The 16263-nt window shown below is 59.3% G+C and carries 16 protein-coding genes; 2 read left to right on the top strand and 14 right to left on the bottom strand.

Translation table 11 applies throughout. The features are described 5' to 3' along the window. Positions 1-100: 100 nt before the first annotated feature. Together AACU78_RS18125 and AACU78_RS18120 are read right to left on the bottom strand one after the other, a co-directional pair. Entirely contained in the window at positions 101-772 is a 672-nt protein-coding gene (locus tag AACU78_RS18125) for a COG3650 family protein (protein ID WP_106577112.1), read from the bottom strand. Between the two features lie 97 nt (positions 773-869). Then, positions 870-1469 carry a short chain dehydrogenase gene (locus tag AACU78_RS18120; protein ID WP_106577111.1) on the bottom strand — a complete coding sequence of 200 codons (600 nt, stop codon included), beginning with the start codon at positions 1467-1469 and terminating at the stop codon, positions 870-872. Positions 1470-1572: 103 nt separating this feature from the next. Here AACU78_RS18120 and AACU78_RS18115 point away from each other — a divergent pair, with 103 nt between their 5' ends. Continuing rightward, positions 1573-2487, top strand: a complete 915-nt coding sequence (locus AACU78_RS18115; protein ID WP_106577110.1) for a LysR family transcriptional regulator — start codon at positions 1573-1575, stop codon at positions 2485-2487. Here AACU78_RS18115 and AACU78_RS18110 read toward each other — a convergent pair. From AACU78_RS18110 to AACU78_RS18070, 9 genes are all read right to left on the bottom strand, one after another. After that, positions 2478-2963: a DoxX family protein gene (locus tag AACU78_RS18110; RefSeq protein ID WP_106577109.1), complete on the bottom strand. Its 486-nt coding sequence runs from the start codon at positions 2961-2963 to the stop codon at positions 2478-2480. The two genes, AACU78_RS18115 and AACU78_RS18110, sit on opposite strands and share 10 nt — an antisense overlap. Next, positions 2960-3736 carry an HvfC/BufC N-terminal domain-containing protein gene (locus AACU78_RS18105; RefSeq protein ID WP_106577108.1) on the bottom strand — a complete coding sequence of 259 codons (777 nt, stop codon included), beginning with the start codon at positions 3734-3736 and terminating at the stop codon, positions 2960-2962. Before AACU78_RS18105 ends, AACU78_RS18110 begins: the two co-directional genes overlap by 4 nt. Next, positions 3733-4611 (bottom strand): MNIO family bufferin maturase, encoded by an 879-nt coding sequence (gene bufB / locus AACU78_RS18100; RefSeq protein WP_106577107.1) that lies wholly within the window; start codon positions 4609-4611, stop codon positions 3733-3735. Before bufB ends, AACU78_RS18105 begins: the two co-directional genes overlap by 4 nt. 23 nt (positions 4612-4634) lie before the next feature. Next, the gene (locus AACU78_RS18095) at positions 4635-4934 is read right to left on the bottom strand and encodes a BufA1 family periplasmic bufferin-type metallophore (protein ID WP_106577106.1); all 300 of its coding nucleotides are present in this window, start codon (positions 4932-4934) and stop codon (positions 4635-4637) included. A gap of 260 nt (positions 4935-5194) precedes the next feature. Further along, entirely contained in the window at positions 5195-5896 is a 702-nt protein-coding gene (locus tag AACU78_RS18090; protein ID WP_010212366.1) for an ABC transporter ATP-binding protein, read from the bottom strand. A gap of 1 nt (position 5897) precedes the next feature. Continuing rightward, the gene (livG, locus tag AACU78_RS18085) at positions 5898-6665 is read right to left on the bottom strand and encodes a high-affinity branched-chain amino acid ABC transporter ATP-binding protein LivG (RefSeq protein WP_016975067.1); all 768 of its coding nucleotides are present in this window, start codon (positions 6663-6665) and stop codon (positions 5898-5900) included. Beyond that, positions 6662-7915 (bottom strand): high-affinity branched-chain amino acid ABC transporter permease LivM, encoded by a 1254-nt coding sequence (locus tag AACU78_RS18080; RefSeq protein WP_106577105.1) that lies wholly within the window; start codon positions 7913-7915, stop codon positions 6662-6664. The genes livG and AACU78_RS18080 overlap by 4 nt, the downstream gene beginning before the upstream one ends. Further along, positions 7912-8835: a high-affinity branched-chain amino acid ABC transporter permease LivH gene (gene livH / locus AACU78_RS18075; protein ID WP_106577104.1), complete on the bottom strand. Its 924-nt coding sequence runs from the start codon at positions 8833-8835 to the stop codon at positions 7912-7914. The genes AACU78_RS18080 and livH overlap by 4 nt, the downstream gene beginning before the upstream one ends. Before the next feature lie 228 nt (positions 8836-9063). Beyond that, positions 9064-10191, bottom strand: coding sequence for a branched-chain amino acid ABC transporter substrate-binding protein (locus tag AACU78_RS18070; protein WP_106577103.1), 1128 nt, complete (start codon positions 10189-10191; stop codon positions 9064-9066). A gap of 341 nt (positions 10192-10532) precedes the next feature. On the opposite strand from AACU78_RS18070, the gene AACU78_RS18065 reads away from it, so the two are divergent. Then, positions 10533-10835, top strand: coding sequence for a DUF2288 domain-containing protein (locus tag AACU78_RS18065; RefSeq protein WP_017530446.1), 303 nt, complete (start codon positions 10533-10535; stop codon positions 10833-10835). 292 nt (positions 10836-11127) lie between these two features. On the opposite strand, the gene AACU78_RS18060 is transcribed toward AACU78_RS18065, so the two are convergent. The 3 genes from AACU78_RS18060 to AACU78_RS18050 form a co-directional block, all read right to left on the bottom strand. Continuing rightward, entirely contained in the window at positions 11128-13221 is a 2094-nt protein-coding gene (locus AACU78_RS18060) for a hypothetical protein (protein WP_106577102.1), read from the bottom strand. 271 nt (positions 13222-13492) lie between these two features. Beyond that, on the bottom strand, positions 13493-15757 hold the full coding sequence (locus AACU78_RS18055; RefSeq protein WP_106577101.1) for a putative bifunctional diguanylate cyclase/phosphodiesterase: 2265 nt from the start codon (positions 15755-15757) through the stop codon (positions 13493-13495). 139 nt (positions 15758-15896) lie between these two features. Then, complete coding sequence (locus tag AACU78_RS18050; protein WP_106577100.1) at positions 15897-16262, bottom strand: YkgJ family cysteine cluster protein; 366 nt, start codon at positions 16260-16262, stop codon at positions 15897-15899. Between the last annotated feature and the right edge of the window lies 1 nt (position 16263).

Genomic DNA, 16263 nt, shown 5'->3' with positions numbered 1-16263 from the left:
ATCCGGTAGGCGGCGGACAAAAAGGCCGGCTGTTTTGCAAACCGGCGATTATAAGCCCCAAAGGCGGTTTTCCGACACGTTAAAACAGCGTTGGGCCGAATCAGTCGTCGCGAGAACCGCCGAATGCTGCGCAACCACGCTGCACTTGGCCGTTGACGCGCAACTCGGCGGTCATGTGTTGCAGGCTACCGCTGACGCTGTCGATGCAACGCTGCGGCGCCACCCAGAGTTCGATGTGCTGGTTATTGGCTTCGGTCATCAGGTTGAAACGGCCGTCGCCCAGTTGCTCTTCCACAAAAGGCACCGCCAAGGGTGGCTGGCCTTCGCGCTCCAGCACCATGCCCTTGGCGGTCACATTCATCGCCCAGGCGGGCTTATGGCCATTGGCGCGCAGCACCATGCGCTTGAAGTCCGGGTCGTTGCAGGCCGAAGTCGAACGTTCCATGCGATAAAGCTGTTGCAGCTCTACCGAGCCCTGGGTGCCAGTGGCAACCCCGGAGAACTTGCCGCGCAAGTCGGCAAACAGTGCGCCTTGTTGCCCAGCCAGTGAGGCGGCTTCCTGCAGGATGCTGGTGCCGCCGGCGTCGTTGACCACGTAGTTGCGTTTGTCACCGCAAGGCTGGAACAACAGCTTGCCGTCAACGGCCGTCAATTCACCCTGCATGCGGGTCAACCCGGCGGTAGACGGCTTTGCCGGCTCGCTCTCGAACATCTGGCAAGCGGTGAACAGAGGCAGCAGGGCAAACAGAACTAGGGTACGGGCGGCGCGCATTTATCGGGTCTCCAAACAAGTGCCGCCACGTTACGCAGGCTGACGCCGCACCACAACCCCAGCGCCCGGCTTCAGGCAATTCTGACAGACGCCGGATTCAGCCGACGATAAACGTCTGGCCGGTTTGCAGGCCTTCTACGCTTTTGGCGTAGGCCAGTGCTACGTCGGCACCCGGAGCCGGTTTGTAACCGCGGAAATACGGGGCGTAGCTGCCCATCGCTTCCAGCAGGACGGTCGGGCTCACGGCGTTGACGCGCAGGCCGCGTGGCAATTCGATCGCTGCGGCTTTGACGAAGGCGTCAATGGCGCCATTGACCAATGCGGCCGAGGCGCCGGTACGGATGGGGTCACGGTTGAGGATGCCGCTGGTGAAGGTGAACGAGGCGCCGTCGTTGGCATATTCGCGGCCGATCAGCAGCAGGTTGACCTGGCCCATCAGCTTGTCGCGCAGGCCCAGGTCAAAATCGCTTTCGCTCATTTCACCCAGTGCTACGAAATTCACGCTACCGGCCGCGCAGATCAGGGCATCGAACTTGCCGGTCTGTTCGAACAGCCTGCGGATCGACGCGCTGTCGCTGATATCCACCTGAAAGTCGCCGCTTGTGCGACCGATGCTGATCACGTCGTGACGCTGAGCCAGTTCTGCCTTGACTGCCGAGCCGACCGTGCCGCTGGCACCAATCAATAGGATTTTCATCGTGCTGTTCCTCCAGGGGTAAGTGAAGGTTCAGTCTAGTGTGGCTTTTCAGGTGGATAAACGTGCTAATAGGCAACCTTTGGTTTTCAATTGGAAACAATCCATGAGCGAGATGGATGACTTGGCGGCCTTTGCCGTTCTGATCGAAGCCGGCAGTTTCACCCTGGCGGCCGAGCAACTGGGGTGCAGCAAGGGCCAGTTGTCCAAGCGTATCAGCCAGTTGGAGGCGCAGTTTTGCGTGGTGTTGCTGCACCGCACCACCCGCAAGCTCAGCCTGACCGCAGCCGGTGCAGCGCTGTTGCCCCAGGCTCAGGCGCTGGTGGTTCAAGTGGAACGCGCCCGTCAGGCATTGGCGCGGCTCAAGGACGATTTGGCCGGGCCAGTGCGTATGACGGTTCCGGTGTCGTTGGGAGAAACTTTCTTCGATGGCTTGTTGCTGGAGTTCTCCAAACAGTACCCCCAAGTGCAGATCGAACTGGAATTGAACAACCGTTATCGAGACCTGGCGCGGGATGGGTTTGACTTGGGTGTGCGTTCCGGCGCCATCGAAAATGAGCGTCTGGTGGCCAAACCGCTGCTGGCCTGGCATGAAATGACTTGCGCCAGCCCGGCCTACCTGGAGCAACACGGCGAGCCGTTGACCCCGGCAGACCTGGCGACGCACACCTGCCTGCTCAACAGCCACTACAGCGGGCGCGAAGAATGGCTGTACCACCAGCAGCACGAACTGCTTCGAGTGCGGGTCAGTGGCACCTTTGCCTCCAACCATTACAACCTGTTGAAAAAGGCCGCACTGGTGGGCGCCGGAATCGCCCGCCTGCCGTCCTACGTGTTACCCGCAGAACTGGCTGACGGGAGATTGCGCTGGCTCCTGCGCGATTATCAGACGCGTAGCATGCCGATGTACCTGGTTCACCCGTATCAGGGTGGCTTGCCGCGTCGCACCCAGGTGCTGGCCGATTACCTGGTGGATTGGTTCAAGCGCAGCGGCGAGGCCCTGGACCGTCTTCAGCGGTAGCGGCGTGCAATCAAATGGTCGATGGACAGGCAGCCCGGGCCCTTGGCGACCAACAGCAGCAGCACGGTGATCCAGGTGCCGTGGGTTGGGTAGGCGTCCGGGTAAACGAAGAGTTGAATGGTCAAGGTCATGCCGATCAGGGCCAGGGCCGAGAACCGCGTGGCAAAACCCACCAGGATCAGCACCGGGAAGAAATGCTCGGCAAACGCCGCCATGTGCGCGGCGATTTCCGGTGACAGAAGGGGCACGTGGTATTCACTGCGAAACAGCGGCAGTGTGGACGCCGCAAGACGCGGCTCGCCGAATTGGAACGTGCCGCTGATCAAGTCGATGGCAAAGCCCTCGACCTTGGTCTGCCCGGATTTCCAAAACACCGCGGCAATGGAAAATCGTGCGAGAAAGGCGATCAGGCTGTAGGGGATTTTCTCGAACAGAGCAATGACCCGATTGACCAGACTCGAAGGGGATGTGTTCATGGCAATACCTTTTGTTCGAGGTGCAAATGAGTGATGGCGTCGTGGCTGATCAACAGGGCCAGGCATTGGTTCAGGTCGAACTGCGCCGACGCTTCAAGCGCGTGCTGCACTGCCGTCTCCAGTGCCGAGCCGTGATTCAGGCTGTCGATGAACGCGACCGAGCCGCTGTCGATGGCGAATACCTTGACCGCCAAGCCTTGGCGTAACACCAGCGCGCTTTGGGCGTGCCAGGGATTCAGGGTGGCCAGGCCACCTTCGGTCTGGTGCGCAGCCCAAACGGCCACCACCGCGTAAGCGCTATTCAGGGTGGCCAGGGATGGATGCAGGTGCAGGCGCAGCTTGCCCAGGTCTGTCTGGCCTTGCAGTGTTTGGAGAATGGCTTGCTGGTCCAGCGGCTGAGTGTCTGCCGCGTGATAGGCACAAACCCGCAAGCGCTCGAGCCTGGCGACGTCAGCCAGATAGGGCACGCTGGCCGCCGGCTCAAAGGCCTGAATAAACCCTGCGAACGCACTGCCGTACTCGCTCATCAGCGGGCTGTCAGGTGGGCTCGCCTGAACAAAAAGACCAGCCATGGCGCGAAAAAACTCATCGCCGACCAACTGCAAGGTTACGGGGTAAGCGGTTGCCAACGCGTTGATCAACGCGCTGTGAACATTGTTGCGATACACCGCGAAACGGCTGGCCGGGTCGGCGCCGTTGCGGCTGAACAGGCCGTCGGGGCACGCCAGGTCGGGATCGATCAGGGCGTCGGCAAACGCAGCGTGATGGCTCATACGTTCACCTGCAATAGATGCCAGTCGGCGTGTTGAGCTTCGGCATGCAGCACACTGAACGCAGGCAACTGGTTATCCCGCTCGATCAGTGTGGCCACCGGGCCCGTGCGCGTGAGTACCTGTTCGTATAACTGCCACACCGCGTTATCGATGGGCGCGCCATGGTCGTCGATCAGCAGGCGATCGCCCAGGCTGTCAGTGTTTTCGGCAAACCCCGCCAGATGTATCTCCCGGACGGCGTGTAATGGCAGCGCGTCGATGTAGGAAAGCGCCTCGCGCTGGTGATTGATGCACGACACATAGACGTTGTTGACGTCCAGCAGCAGGCCGCAGCCCGTGCGGCGGATGACCTCGCTGATGAAGTCCGTTTCGTCCAGGGTGGAGCGCTCGAATTGCAGATAGGTCGATGGATTTTCCAGCAGCATCGGCCGCTTGAGCGTGCTTTGCACCTGGTCGATGTGCTCGCACACCCGGTTCAGTGTGGCGGCGTCGTAGGCAAGCGGCAGCAAGTCATTGAGAAACACCGGGCCGTGGCTCGACCAGGCCAGGTGTTCGGAAAACGAGTGGGGTTGATAGCGTTCGATCAGCAAGGCCAACCGTGCCAGGTGCTCACGGTTGAGCGGGCCTTCGCCGCCGATGGACAGGCCCACGCCGTGCAGTGACAGCGGGTACTGCTCGCGGATCAACCCCAGGTAATGATGGAACGGCCCGCCGGCGACCATGTAGTTTTCGGCGTGCACTTCAAAAAAACCGATATCGGGCGAGGTCTCGAGCACTTCGATGAAGTGCTCGTTCTTCAGCCCCAGCCCGGCCCTGTGGGGAAGGCCGGGCACCTGAGCCGGTGAGACGGTGTGTCGGGGTAAAAGCGTCATCATCAGTACTCAGGCTGTGGGCTGTTTCAGGACTTGGCGGTGAAGGCGGCTGCCTGGCCGAAACCGGTCGGCGAGGTGGAGCTTGGGGTCTTGGCGCAAGTGCCGGCCGGGACCAGTTTCCAGGCGTTGGCCTGGTCTTTGACTTTCGAGGTGCCGGCGCAGGATGTGCCGGCGCCCGCAGCGCAATCGTTCTTGCCGGCTTCAGCGACGCCGAAGCATTTGTCCATCTTGGCGTCGTCGGCGTGGGCCATGTTGGACATTGCGGACAGGCTCATAGCAGAGCCGAGGGCCAGGATCAAGGTAGCGGCGGACAGTTTAGTGGTCATGGTGTAACTCCTGCGGTGGGTTGAGCTAGCGAGCTTGATTGCCTGCTTACTCCACTAGAGGCGGCAGGGCGCATTTCGTTACAAGCCCGACGACAATAATTTCAAGAAGCGCAAAATTTAAGCTTCACACAAAGCAAATGTGGGAGCGGGCTCGCTCGCGAATGCAATGTGTCAGTCGATAGATACTTAACTGAGACACCGCATTCGCGAGCAAGCCCGCTCCCACATTTAGATCCAGTTCATACAGCAACCGGATGGTATTAGCCCCCGAGGTAAGCCTCCCGTACCTTTGGATCCGTCAGCAACTGCTCCCCGGTGCCCTGCATCACCACCCGGCCGTTTTCCAGCACGTAGGCGCGGTCGGCGATTTTCAGCGCCTGGTTGGCGTTCTGCTCGACCAGGAACACCGTTACACCGTCCTTGCGCAGCTGTTCGATGATGTCGAAGATCTGCTGGATGATGATCGGTGCCAGGCCCAGGGACGGTTCGTCCAACAGCAGCAGCTTGGGCTTGCTCATCAGCGCGCGGCCGATGGCGAGCATTTGCTGCTCGCCGCCGGACATGGTGCCGCCGCGCTGGCTGAAGCGTTCCTTGAGCCTGGGGAACAAGTGCAACACCTTGTCCATCTGCTCCTGGTAGTCGCCCTTGTCGGTGAAGAACCCGCCCATGGCCAGGTTCTCCTCCACGGTCAGGCGCGAGAATACGCGACGGCCTTCGGGCACCACCGCAATGCTCTTGCGCATGATCTGCGAGGACTGTTGCCCCACCAGCTCTTCACCCATGTAGCGGATGCTGCCGCTGTGCGCCTGCGGCGAACCGCACAGTGTCATCAGCAAGGTCGATTTGCCGGCACCGTTGGCGCCGATCAGCGTGACGATTTCACCTTGGCGCACTTCCACGTTGACGCTGTGCAGGGCCTGGATCTTGCCGTAGAAAGTGGAAACGTTTTCGAATTGCAGCATTTTACGCTTCCCCCAAATAGGCTTTGATCACTTCAGGATTGTCGCGGATCTGTTCCGGTGTCCCGTCGGCCAGCGGTGTGCCCTGGTTGATCACCACGATGTGGTCGGAAATGCTCATGACCAGTTTCATGTCGTGTTCGATCAACAGCACCGTGGCGTTGTTTTCCTCACGCAACACGCTGATCAGCGCCTTGAGGTCTTCGGTTTCCTTGGGGTTCAGGCCGGCGGCCGGTTCGTCGAGCATGAGGATCCGCGGGCGGGTCATCATGCAGCGGGCGATTTCCAGGCGACGTTGCTGCCCGTAAGCCAGGGTGCCGGCAGGGCGGTTGGCAAACTCGGTGAGGTTGACCTTGTCCAGCCAGTACTCGGCGTATTCCATCGCCTCGCGTTCGCTCTTGCGGAACGCCGGGGTCTTGAACAGGCCAGCAAAGAAGTTGGTGTTCAAGTGACGGTGCTGGGCAATCAGCAGGTTCTCGACCGCCGTCATGTCCTTGAACAACCGCACGTTCTGGAAGGTCCGTACCACGCCCTTGCGGGCGATCTCATGGCCGGCCAGGCCCTGGATCGGCTGGCCGTCCAGCAGGATGCTGCCACCGCTCGGCTTGTAAAAGCCGGTGAGGCAGTTGAACACCGTGGTTTTGCCGGCGCCGTTCGGGCCGATCAGTGCCACCACCTGTTTTTCTTTCACGGTCAGGGCCACGCCGTTGACCGCCAGCAAACCGCCGAAGCGCATGCTCAAGTTTTCGACTTTCAGGATCTCGCGGCTCATTTGCGCAGCTCCATGTGTGGGCGTTGCATCGGCAGCAGACCTTGAGGACGCCAAATCATCATCAGCACCATCATGGCGCCGAACATCAACATGCGGTATTCGCTGAACTCTCGCATCATCTCCGGCAGCAGGATCATTACGATGGCCGCCAGGATCACGCCCAGCTGCGAGCCCATGCCACCCAGTACGACGATGGCGAGGATGATCGCCGACTCGATAAAGGTGAACGACTCCGGGGTCACCAAGCCTTGGCGCGCCGCGAAGAAGCTGCCGGCGAAACCGGCGAACGTTGCCCCGAGGGTGAAGGCCGAAAGTTTGATGACGGTCGGGTTCATGCCTAGCGCTCGGCAGGCGATCTCATCTTCGCGCAACGCTTCCCACGCTCGCCCGATCGGCATGCGCAGCAGGCGGTTGATCACGAACAGTGCCGCCAGTGCCAGCAGCAGGGCCACCAGGTACAGGAACACCACTTTGCTCACCGGGTTGTAGTCGATCCCGAAGTACTCGTGGAACGTCTGCATGCCCTCGGCGGCGGTGCGGTCGAACGACAGCCCGAAGAACGTCGGCTTGGGGATGCTGCTGATGCCGTTGGGGCCGCCGGTGATATCGGTGAGGTTACGCAGGAACAGCCGGATGATTTCACCGAAGCCCAGGGTCACGATCGCCAAATAGTCACCGCGCAGGCGCAGCACCGGGAAGCCCAGCAGGAAGCCGAACGTGGCCGCCGCCATACCCGCCAGCGGCAGGCAGATCCAGAAGCCCCAGCCCAGGTAATGCGAGAGCAACGCGTAGGTGTAGGCACCCACGGCGTAGAAGCTCACATAACCCAGGTCAAGCAGGCCGGCCAGGCCCACCACGATGTTCAGGCCCAGGCCCAGCAACACGTAGATCAGGATCAGCGTCGCGATATCCACCGCGCCGCGTGAGCCGAAGAACGGCCAGATCAGCGCGGCAACGATCAGGCCGATGATGATGTAGCGTTGGGTGCGCGGCAGGGTCAGGAACTGGCTGACCTTGGGCGATACCAACGGCCCACGGTTGCCCTTGAACAAGGCGCCGACCTGCTGGGTGAACAGCACGCGCAGGAACATCAGCACCGAGCACAGGGCGATGATGGTCAGGGTCACGGGACCGGTGCCATGCACTTCCAGGTTGATGCCAACAATGCTCAGCTTGAGGCCCAGTACCGGAAAGGCCACGGCCCACACCAGCAAGGCGCTGAAAAACGCCGATTTAAGATATCTGCTCATACTTTCTCAACCTCCGGACGGCCCAGAATGCCGGTCGGACGGAACAACAGCACCAGAACCAACAGGCCGAACGCCACCACGTCCTTATATTGGTCACCGAAGATATCGGCACCAAAGGCTTCAGCCACGCCCAGCACCAGCCCGCCGAGCATGGCGCCCGGAATACTGCCGATGCCGCCCAATACCGCTGCGGTAAAGGCCTTGAGGCCTACCAGGAAACCGGCGTTGGGGTTGATCACGCCGTACTGCATGCTCAGCAGCACCGCCGCGACGGCCGCCAGCGCAGCACCGATGACGAAGGTCAGGGCAATGATGTTGTTGGTGTTGATGCCCAGCAGGTTGGCCATCTTGATGTCTTCGGCGCAGGCCCGGCAGGCGCGCCCCAGACGGGAGCGGGAAATGAACAGCGTCAGGCCCAGCATCGCCACCAGCGTGACGACGAACACCAGGATCTGCATATAGGAAATCAGCACTTCTTGTGCGCCACCTGGGCCGAAGGAGATGCTCCCCGGAATCAGGTTGGGAATGGACTTGTCCTTGGAGTCCTGGGACAGCAATACAGTGTTCTGCAGGAATATCGACATGCCGATGGCGGAAATCAGCGGGATCAAACGGTTGCTGCCACGCAAGGGACGATAGGCAACCCGCTCGATGCTGTAGCCGTAGGCACTGGTTACAACAATCGACGCGATAAACGCGGCGGTCATCAACAGCGGCAGAGAGTGGATACCCATCATGGCCAGCCCGGCAAGGGCGATGAAGGCCACGTAGGAACCAATCATGTACACCTCGCCATGGGCGAAGTTGATCATTCCAATGATGCCGTAAACCATTGTGTAGCCAATGGCTATCAAGGCATAGGTGCTGCCAATGGTCAGGCCATTAACCAGCTGTTGGAAAAAATGATAGATCTCAGGCATTACAGCGCTCCTAAAAACCCGATACGCATTTCACTGGTGGAGTCATGTTCCGGCCCTGCGCTGTGTTCTATGAGCACATTTGCACAAAGCGTTTGCCAGCGAACCGCTGGTGACGGTTTTAAGATTTTCAGGTGAGCCAGCGCCCGGATCGCGGGTGACAGGCCCATAAACCTCGTAAAACAAAGCCCACTGCTTTCACAGTGGGCTTGTTAACCAGTAACGCCTGGCTTACTGAGGGGAAACTTCGGTTTTTGGTTTACCGAAGTGCCATTCGTAGACCACGAACTTGAAGTCCTTCAGGTCGCCCTTGGCGTCGAAGCTCAGATCGCCCGTAGGGGTCTTGAAAGTACCTGCGTGGATGGCAGCTGCCACCTTGGCGGTGTCTTCGCTCTTCGCGGCAGCGATACCGCCGGCGATGACTTCAACCGCAGAGTAAGCCGGGAACACGAACGGACCGGTTGGGTCCTGCTTGTTCTTGGCGAACTCTTCAACAATGGCTTTGTTGGCAGGGTCGGTGTCGAAGGATTTAGGCAGGGTTACCAGCAGGCCTTCGGAAGCGTCCTGGGCAATTTGCGAGATGGAGTCGTTGCCAACGCCTTCCGGGCCCATGAACTTGGCGCTCAGGCCTTTTTCCTTGGCTTGGCGCAGGATCAGGCCCAGCTCTGGGTGGTAGCCGCCGTAGTAGACGAAGTCGACGTTGGCTTGCTTGAGCTTCTGGATGATCGAGGAGAAGTCTTTATCGCCGGCGTTCAGGCCTTCGAAGACAGCGACTTTCACGCCTTTCTTCTCAAGGGTCTGTTTAACGGCAGTAGCGATGCCTTCACCGTATTGCTGTTTGTCGTGCAGTACGGCAACCACCTTGGGCTTCACGAAGTCGGCGATGTAGTTGCCGGCGGCCGGGCCCTGGGCGCTGTCCAGGCCGATGGTGCGGAATACCAGTTTATAACCACGGGCGGTGATTTCCGGGCTGGTAGCCGCCGGAGTGATCATGATCACGCCTTCGTCTTCGTAGATGTCGGTTGCTGGCTGAGTGGAGCTGGAGCAAAGGTGACCCACCACGAACTTGACGCCGTCGTTGACCACTTTGTTGGCTACGGCAACGGCTTGTTTCGGATCGCAAGCGTCGTCGTATTCTTTGGCTTCAAGCATTTTGCCGTCGACGCCGCCCTTGGCGTTGATGTCGGCGATTGCCTGCTTGGCACCCATGAATTGCATGTCGCCGTATTGCGTCACAGGACCGGTCTTTGGACCTGCGATACCGATCTTGATGGTGTCGGCTGCGAACGAATGGCCGGCAACCCCAGCCAGGACCATAGCGGCAAACAGTTTGGAAATCTGCTTAGTAGCCTTATTCATAGTGCTCCACTCTTACTGTTGTATTTTTTATAGTTCTAGCGGCCTTGTGAGCTGCAGAACCGGATCAGATATCTCGGATATCCCCCCGGCATTGCCCTGGCAACTGTACCGGTACAGTGTAGAGCGCCGGTTGATCGCTTGAAAAGCTGGCTGCTGGGGGCAAACGCCGGGGATGTCGCTTTAATGAAAGAAAAAGACAGAATTGCGGCGGGGTGATGCCAGAGTTTCGGGCAATCCTTGGCTTTCCTGACACTTTCGTTCGATGCCTCATTTGCAACTGGGTTTTTCTGCCTGACGCCTGACGCTATGATTGCGCCGATTTTTTATTCAGGTGAATTCCCATGACGCAAGAACCTAGCACCCTCTATGCCAAGCTGCTCGGTGAAACCGCCGAAATTTCCTGGAAGGAGCTTGAACCGTTCTTTGCCAAGGGTGCCCTATTGTGGGTCGACGCCGGCCTGGATTTGATCGAAGCGGCCGAGGGAATGGCCGAGGATAACCGTGACAAAGTCGCTGCGTGGCTGGCTGCAGGGAGCCTTGGCGAGGTGTCTGCGACGCGGGCATTGGACCTGGTCGAGAGGGATCCAAGCCTGTGGGCGGTCGTGGTTTCGCCGTGGATTCTGATCCAGGAAAGGGCGGCGTAAGAAACCTGCGCACTAAAAAGGTGCGCTGCTCGGGCCCTTGCAAGTGTGTAGCGGAGTAACCGCCGACGCCGTGATGGCACCTTGCCGTAGAGAAAGGTCACAGGTGAAGGTGACGTGCGCGTCACGGGAACAGTTTTGCGCGGGGCCGAAGGCTCGGGGAATTGTTTCTGGGTGTGGCAGGGATCAGGATGTTGCTTGTCTGGCGGGCCGCTATCGCAGGCAAGCCAGCGCCCACATTTGAAATGCATTTCAAGTGTGGGAACTGGCTTGCCCGCAATGGTCGCGACTCGGTCTAAGCCGTCTTGCCAGTATGGTTATTCAACGAAATAACCTTGGTCTTCCCAATCCGATGACGATAAATCTCTCGCAAGTACTTGATCGCCTTCTTCACGCAATCCCGTGACAGGCGAATATCGTTAATCGACACAAACTTCTCCTTGTCATTAATCAACTCGCGGTACTTCTTCTCGTACATCGGCTTGATCGCGTACCAATTGGTGTCGAGTATCTTCGCCGGGTTCTCGAACTCATTGAGCAACTCGTCAATCCGGTCGTCATCAAAATCATCATGGATGATGAAGTCCAGGATCGAGTTATCCAGCGTGTCATCAAACCGGTACGGGTTACGCGCAAAGCAACGCTTGATGAACGCCACGATCAGCGTGAGGAAATCATCCGACAGGCACGGGCTCTTGGCGATCAGCGTGGTCAGCGACAGGTTGGCCGACGCGCCGATCACCAGGGCGTAACGCTTGAGCGTGGTGTTGGGGAACAGGCTGTTCAAATGAGTTTTGAGCCGGTTCAAGTCCATGTAGGACAGCTTGTAATCCTTGGGCAAGGACACAATCGACACCACCGACGAGCAGTTCTTGAAGAAGTGCAGGTCATGCAGCGCCGCCGCGTCATACCCGGAGTTCTTGTACTGCTCCAACGACGCTTTGTAGCGCTTGGACTCGATCGGCAACAGGCTGATGCCCTCGATCGCCTGCGTCACTTTGTTGAAGTGCGGCAAATCAATCGAGCGGAAAAACAGGTCATCGATGTTCAGCCGCTGCGGCTCTTTATCGAACACCTTGAACTTGTCGCCCGAGGGCACCGGCGTCTCCGGCACCACCGATTCGGCGTAGGCAATCGCCACCGGCCCGGCCAGGCTCATGAACAAGTCGTTGGCATCCAGGCGGATGGTTTCGCCAATGTCGATGCCGGCCCGCCGGAAGTAGTTCTGGTCGTAGTCGGTGGTCACCGCCTGGGCCGTGAGGATGTTGAAGATCTGCTGCGAGATGTATTGGTTGGCGTGTTTTTCCATAGCATTGACGTCAATGTTCTGGATGTTGCCGTCATCGCTTTCTTCGGCGTAACGCATGATGTCGTTGGAGATCAGCATCATCGCGTTCCACGGCCGGATGCGGCCTTTCACGCTGGCTTCGCTGCTGTCTTCATTGTCGAAGTTGTATGAGAAATCCCATTCTTCCGACAGGTATTTGCACAACAGCCGCCCGGCGTTGATGTGCAGTGCCTCGGACATTTCGCTGCGGTGGTCGGAGATATTCGGCAGCACGCAAATGCCACTGGTGAAGATCGGCTCGAACACGAAGGCGTGGCCGCTCTTGCTGTCATGCTCGTCGGCCGGCTTGGTGTCGAACGTCTTGTTCATGTACGAGTGCTGCTGGGCCAGGCCGAACTCCGAGGCCATGCCCGAACCCGTACCGCCGCCGGCGCTGAAGATCGAGAAATACAGGCGCGACTGGTTGGCCTTGATGCCACAGGAGTCGATCAGGTAGGAGTGGATCATCTTCCAGTCGGGGCTGGAAAAACGCTGGGTGTCTTTGTTGAGGATGATCTTGGCCAGGTACTGGCCCAGGATCGGCGCGTTACCGGCGCCGCCGGCGTGCACTTCCGACAGGTCCATGATTTTCATTTTGCTGTAGTCGCGCAGGAAGCCGCTTTTTTCGCCCTTGCGCGAGAAGCGGATGCGCCCGGCGATGTCTTTGTCCAGGTCGCCCAGCATGACCAGCGGCTCCACCAGGAACACCGGTTTGGTGGCCTTGCCGCCACCCAGACGCAGGTTGTTTCGAATCCACTGGGCCGGGCTGTAGCCTTTATCGGCCGACTTGTCTTCGGTACTGAATTCGTTGAGGTAGAACTTGCGCGCGTTGTACACCAGCTCTGCCACGTCCAGGGCAATGTTGGAGCCGCAGCGGCCCAGGCCGATCAGGCACACCGACGGAAATTCCTGCTCATTGCGCGCATCGCCATCACCTTCCTGCTGGGGCAGGCGCGGGAACACCATGTCACGCAGGCCGTCGAGGTTGTCGAGGATGCGGTCGGTATTGGTTTCGGTGAAGTACAAGTACTGCTGGGTAGCCAATGGGCGGGCGCTGCTCAATGACTTCGCGGCTGGGAATTTTTCCGCCGGTGCTGTCGGCACTGCGTCGCAGATCTCGGAGACAGATTATTGTTGGAAGTCATTGGCGCCATGTACCTGGACGGATGGCCAAAAAAATCACGGAGCCATCACTGAATGAGAGTTCGCGACTTCGCCGTGCCATCGGCGCAAGCGCGCCTACTGACCAGGGCAACGCCACGTGGACTCTGATGAATCGGCCGTTCGTCGGCGTTCTTTAGGCAAATGATGGCTAAATGCCAAATATTCGGCGTCAGCGAATTGGCCTGACGATGGAAGGTGGGCCGATACGGCCGGTAACAGGGTCTTTGGGCGGTGTGGCGTCTTTGCTGCCTTCCACGCTGAAAGGGTAGAGCGGGTTACGCATCTGAATGCCCTGGATCACGCCAACCACATCGCTCAAAGGCACCGCTGGGCTCAGCAAGTAGCCCTGAATGAAGTCACAGCCATGGTTGAGCAGCAGTTCGAATTGCGCCTGGGTTTCCACGCCTTCGGTGACAACGTGCAGGTGCAGCGTGTGGGCCATGCCGATAATCGCCTGGACGATTTCGATATCGGCAGTCGATTTGGGAATGTCCTGGATAAAGGAGCGATCGATCTTCAACGTATTGAGCGGCAGGCGCTTGAGGTAGGCCAGTGACGAGTAGCCAGTGCCGAAGTCATCAATCGCCAGCGACACGCCCAGTGCCCGGATTTGCCGCAACAGCGCGAGCGTGCTGCTGATGTTGCCCATCAGGGCGTTTTCGGTGACTTCCAGTTCCAGGCGCCCGGCGGCGATGCCGGCGAAGCGCAGGGCGTCTTCGATTTCATCCGCCAGTTCGTCACGCGCCAGGTTGAGGGCCGAGCAGTTCACGGCCATGGTCAGCTCGGTATAGCCGCGGTCAGACAGCAGGCTCAAATCGTGGCACGCCTGGCGTAATACCCAGTGGTCCAACTCGGCAATCAGCCCGTTGCTTTCGGCAATGGCGATAAACCGGTCCGGCGCCAGCAGCCCGTGTTGCGGGTGTTGCCAGCGCACCAGGGCTTCCAGGCGGGTAACCTTGCCGAGTTTCATGTCGAAGATCGGCTGATAAAACAGGACCAGCTGGTTGCGCGTGCGCAGGGCGGCGCGCAGCTCTTCTTCCAGTTGCAGTTCGAGAAACGCGCGGGTTTTGAGGTTGGAACTGAAAAAGTTCAGGCTGTTGCGCCCGGTGTCTTTGGACTGGTAAAGCGCCAGGTCGGCGGTTTTCAGCAGCTCCTCACAGGTCACGCCGTCATCGGGAAACAGGCTGATGCCAATGCTGGTGGTCATTACCATGCGCCGGCCGGCCAGTTCGATCGGCTCTTTCATCTTCTGCATGATGCGCTGCGCCATATGCCGCGCTTCGTCACGATGGTGAATGCTGATCAGGATGCAGAACTCATCGCCGCCAAAGCGCGCGACCACATCGTCATGGCTGCGTACAGAGCCCTTGATATGCCCGGCCAACACGGTAAGTAACTGGTCGCCGGCATCATGCCCAAGGCTGTCGTTGATGCGCTTGAAGTGGTCGATATCGAGGAAAATCACCGCCATCATGCCGTGACTTGCAGTTTTTTCGGCGACTTTCTCCGCAAAAATCTGATTGAAACCGCGGCGGTTGAGCAAGCTGGTCAGCGCGTCAAAGTGCGCTACCTGTTGCAGCGAGGCGCGGGCCTGGTCCAGTTCGCTGAGCAGCGCGTTGACCCGGCGCAGGTCGCGTTCCTTGTGCTGCAGTTTCTTGTCGGCCAGTGCTGCACTGACGCTGCTGCCAATCACCAACAGGGTGATCACGGCCACGGACAGACCAAGCTGGATGGGGTTGTTGTCCAGTGGCAAGGCGAGGTCCGCGCCGTTGGGCACCAGCATCTGCATGGCCGCCATGCCGGTGAAGTGCATGCTCAGGATCCCGGCGCCCAGTACCAGGCTGGCGGCGTATTTGAGCAATTGATGGAACACCCCGGCGCCGTTGCGCAGGTAGCACGACAACAGCAGCGCGGCCAGGCTGGCGCCAATGGCGATGCCCACCGACGCCAGGAACAGCCCCGAGTCGAAGTACACCTTTGCCTGGGAGCGCATGGCCGACATGCCGACGTAGTGCATCAAGGCAATGCCCAGCCCCATCCATACCGATGCCAGCAGGTATTGATGAAAGCGCAAATGAGCGTGACTGAGGGTTTGCATGGCAAACAACGAGGCAATCAGGGCGATCACCAGTGAGGCGAACGTCATGAGCAATTCGTAGTGAATGGCGATGGGTGCCTGGAAGGCCAGCATGCTGATGAAGTGAGTCGACCAGATGCCGCCTGCCAGGCATCCCGCCCCCAGCCAGCGCCAGTGGCGGCGGGCAGTAGGGTCTTCCACGTGGCCGACGCGCTCGGCCATGTCCAAGGTTCCGAACCCTGCTGCACAAGCGACCAGGTACGCCAGCAGCACCAGAAAGGGGTTATGACTGCAATTGAGTAATAAATGCCCGTTGTCTGGAAGCTCGGTAAAAAAATACATACCTCGCCATTCCATAGCATGTCCCGTCAAAGTCAGTACGTCATTGCCTACAGCAATGGCCTATGACCTCGAGTATAGAAGCCTCGCGGGATTTGCCAGGAATAATGGCACTTTGCTCTGGATGATTTTGGCATGCCCGCCATAGCGTTTGATGCTAAGCGCTGATCGGCAACTCGAACTCGAAGGGCGCCTCGAGGGGCGGCAAGCCAAAGGCGGCGCGTGCCGTGTCGCAATCGACGTTCTGTTCACCCTGGCTCCACGACGCGTCGAACTCGCGACACGGGCTCGAACGCTGCTCATAAATCGTACAACGGGTGCCTTTGCCGACTTCACCCTCAAGGCTGCAGCAACGCGCGGGTTTTTGGTCGGTGCCGATCATCGCCACGCGCGTGGGATTGATCTGCACCACCAGGTCATCGGGCACAGTGCCCCCCGATGAGGCGCACTCACCCCAGAAGAAAGACACACGAAAGTGTGAACAGCAGGCACCGCAACTCAGACACGGACTGGCTTCGGACATG

The sequence above is a fragment of the Pseudomonas sp. R9.37 genome (assembly GCF_963878885.1).
In the GTDB taxonomy this organism is placed as follows: domain Bacteria; phylum Pseudomonadota; class Gammaproteobacteria; order Pseudomonadales; family Pseudomonadaceae; genus Aquipseudomonas.
The sequence above is the reverse complement of the archived record's forward strand: the minus strand, read 5'-3'. Positions and strand labels throughout refer to the sequence as shown.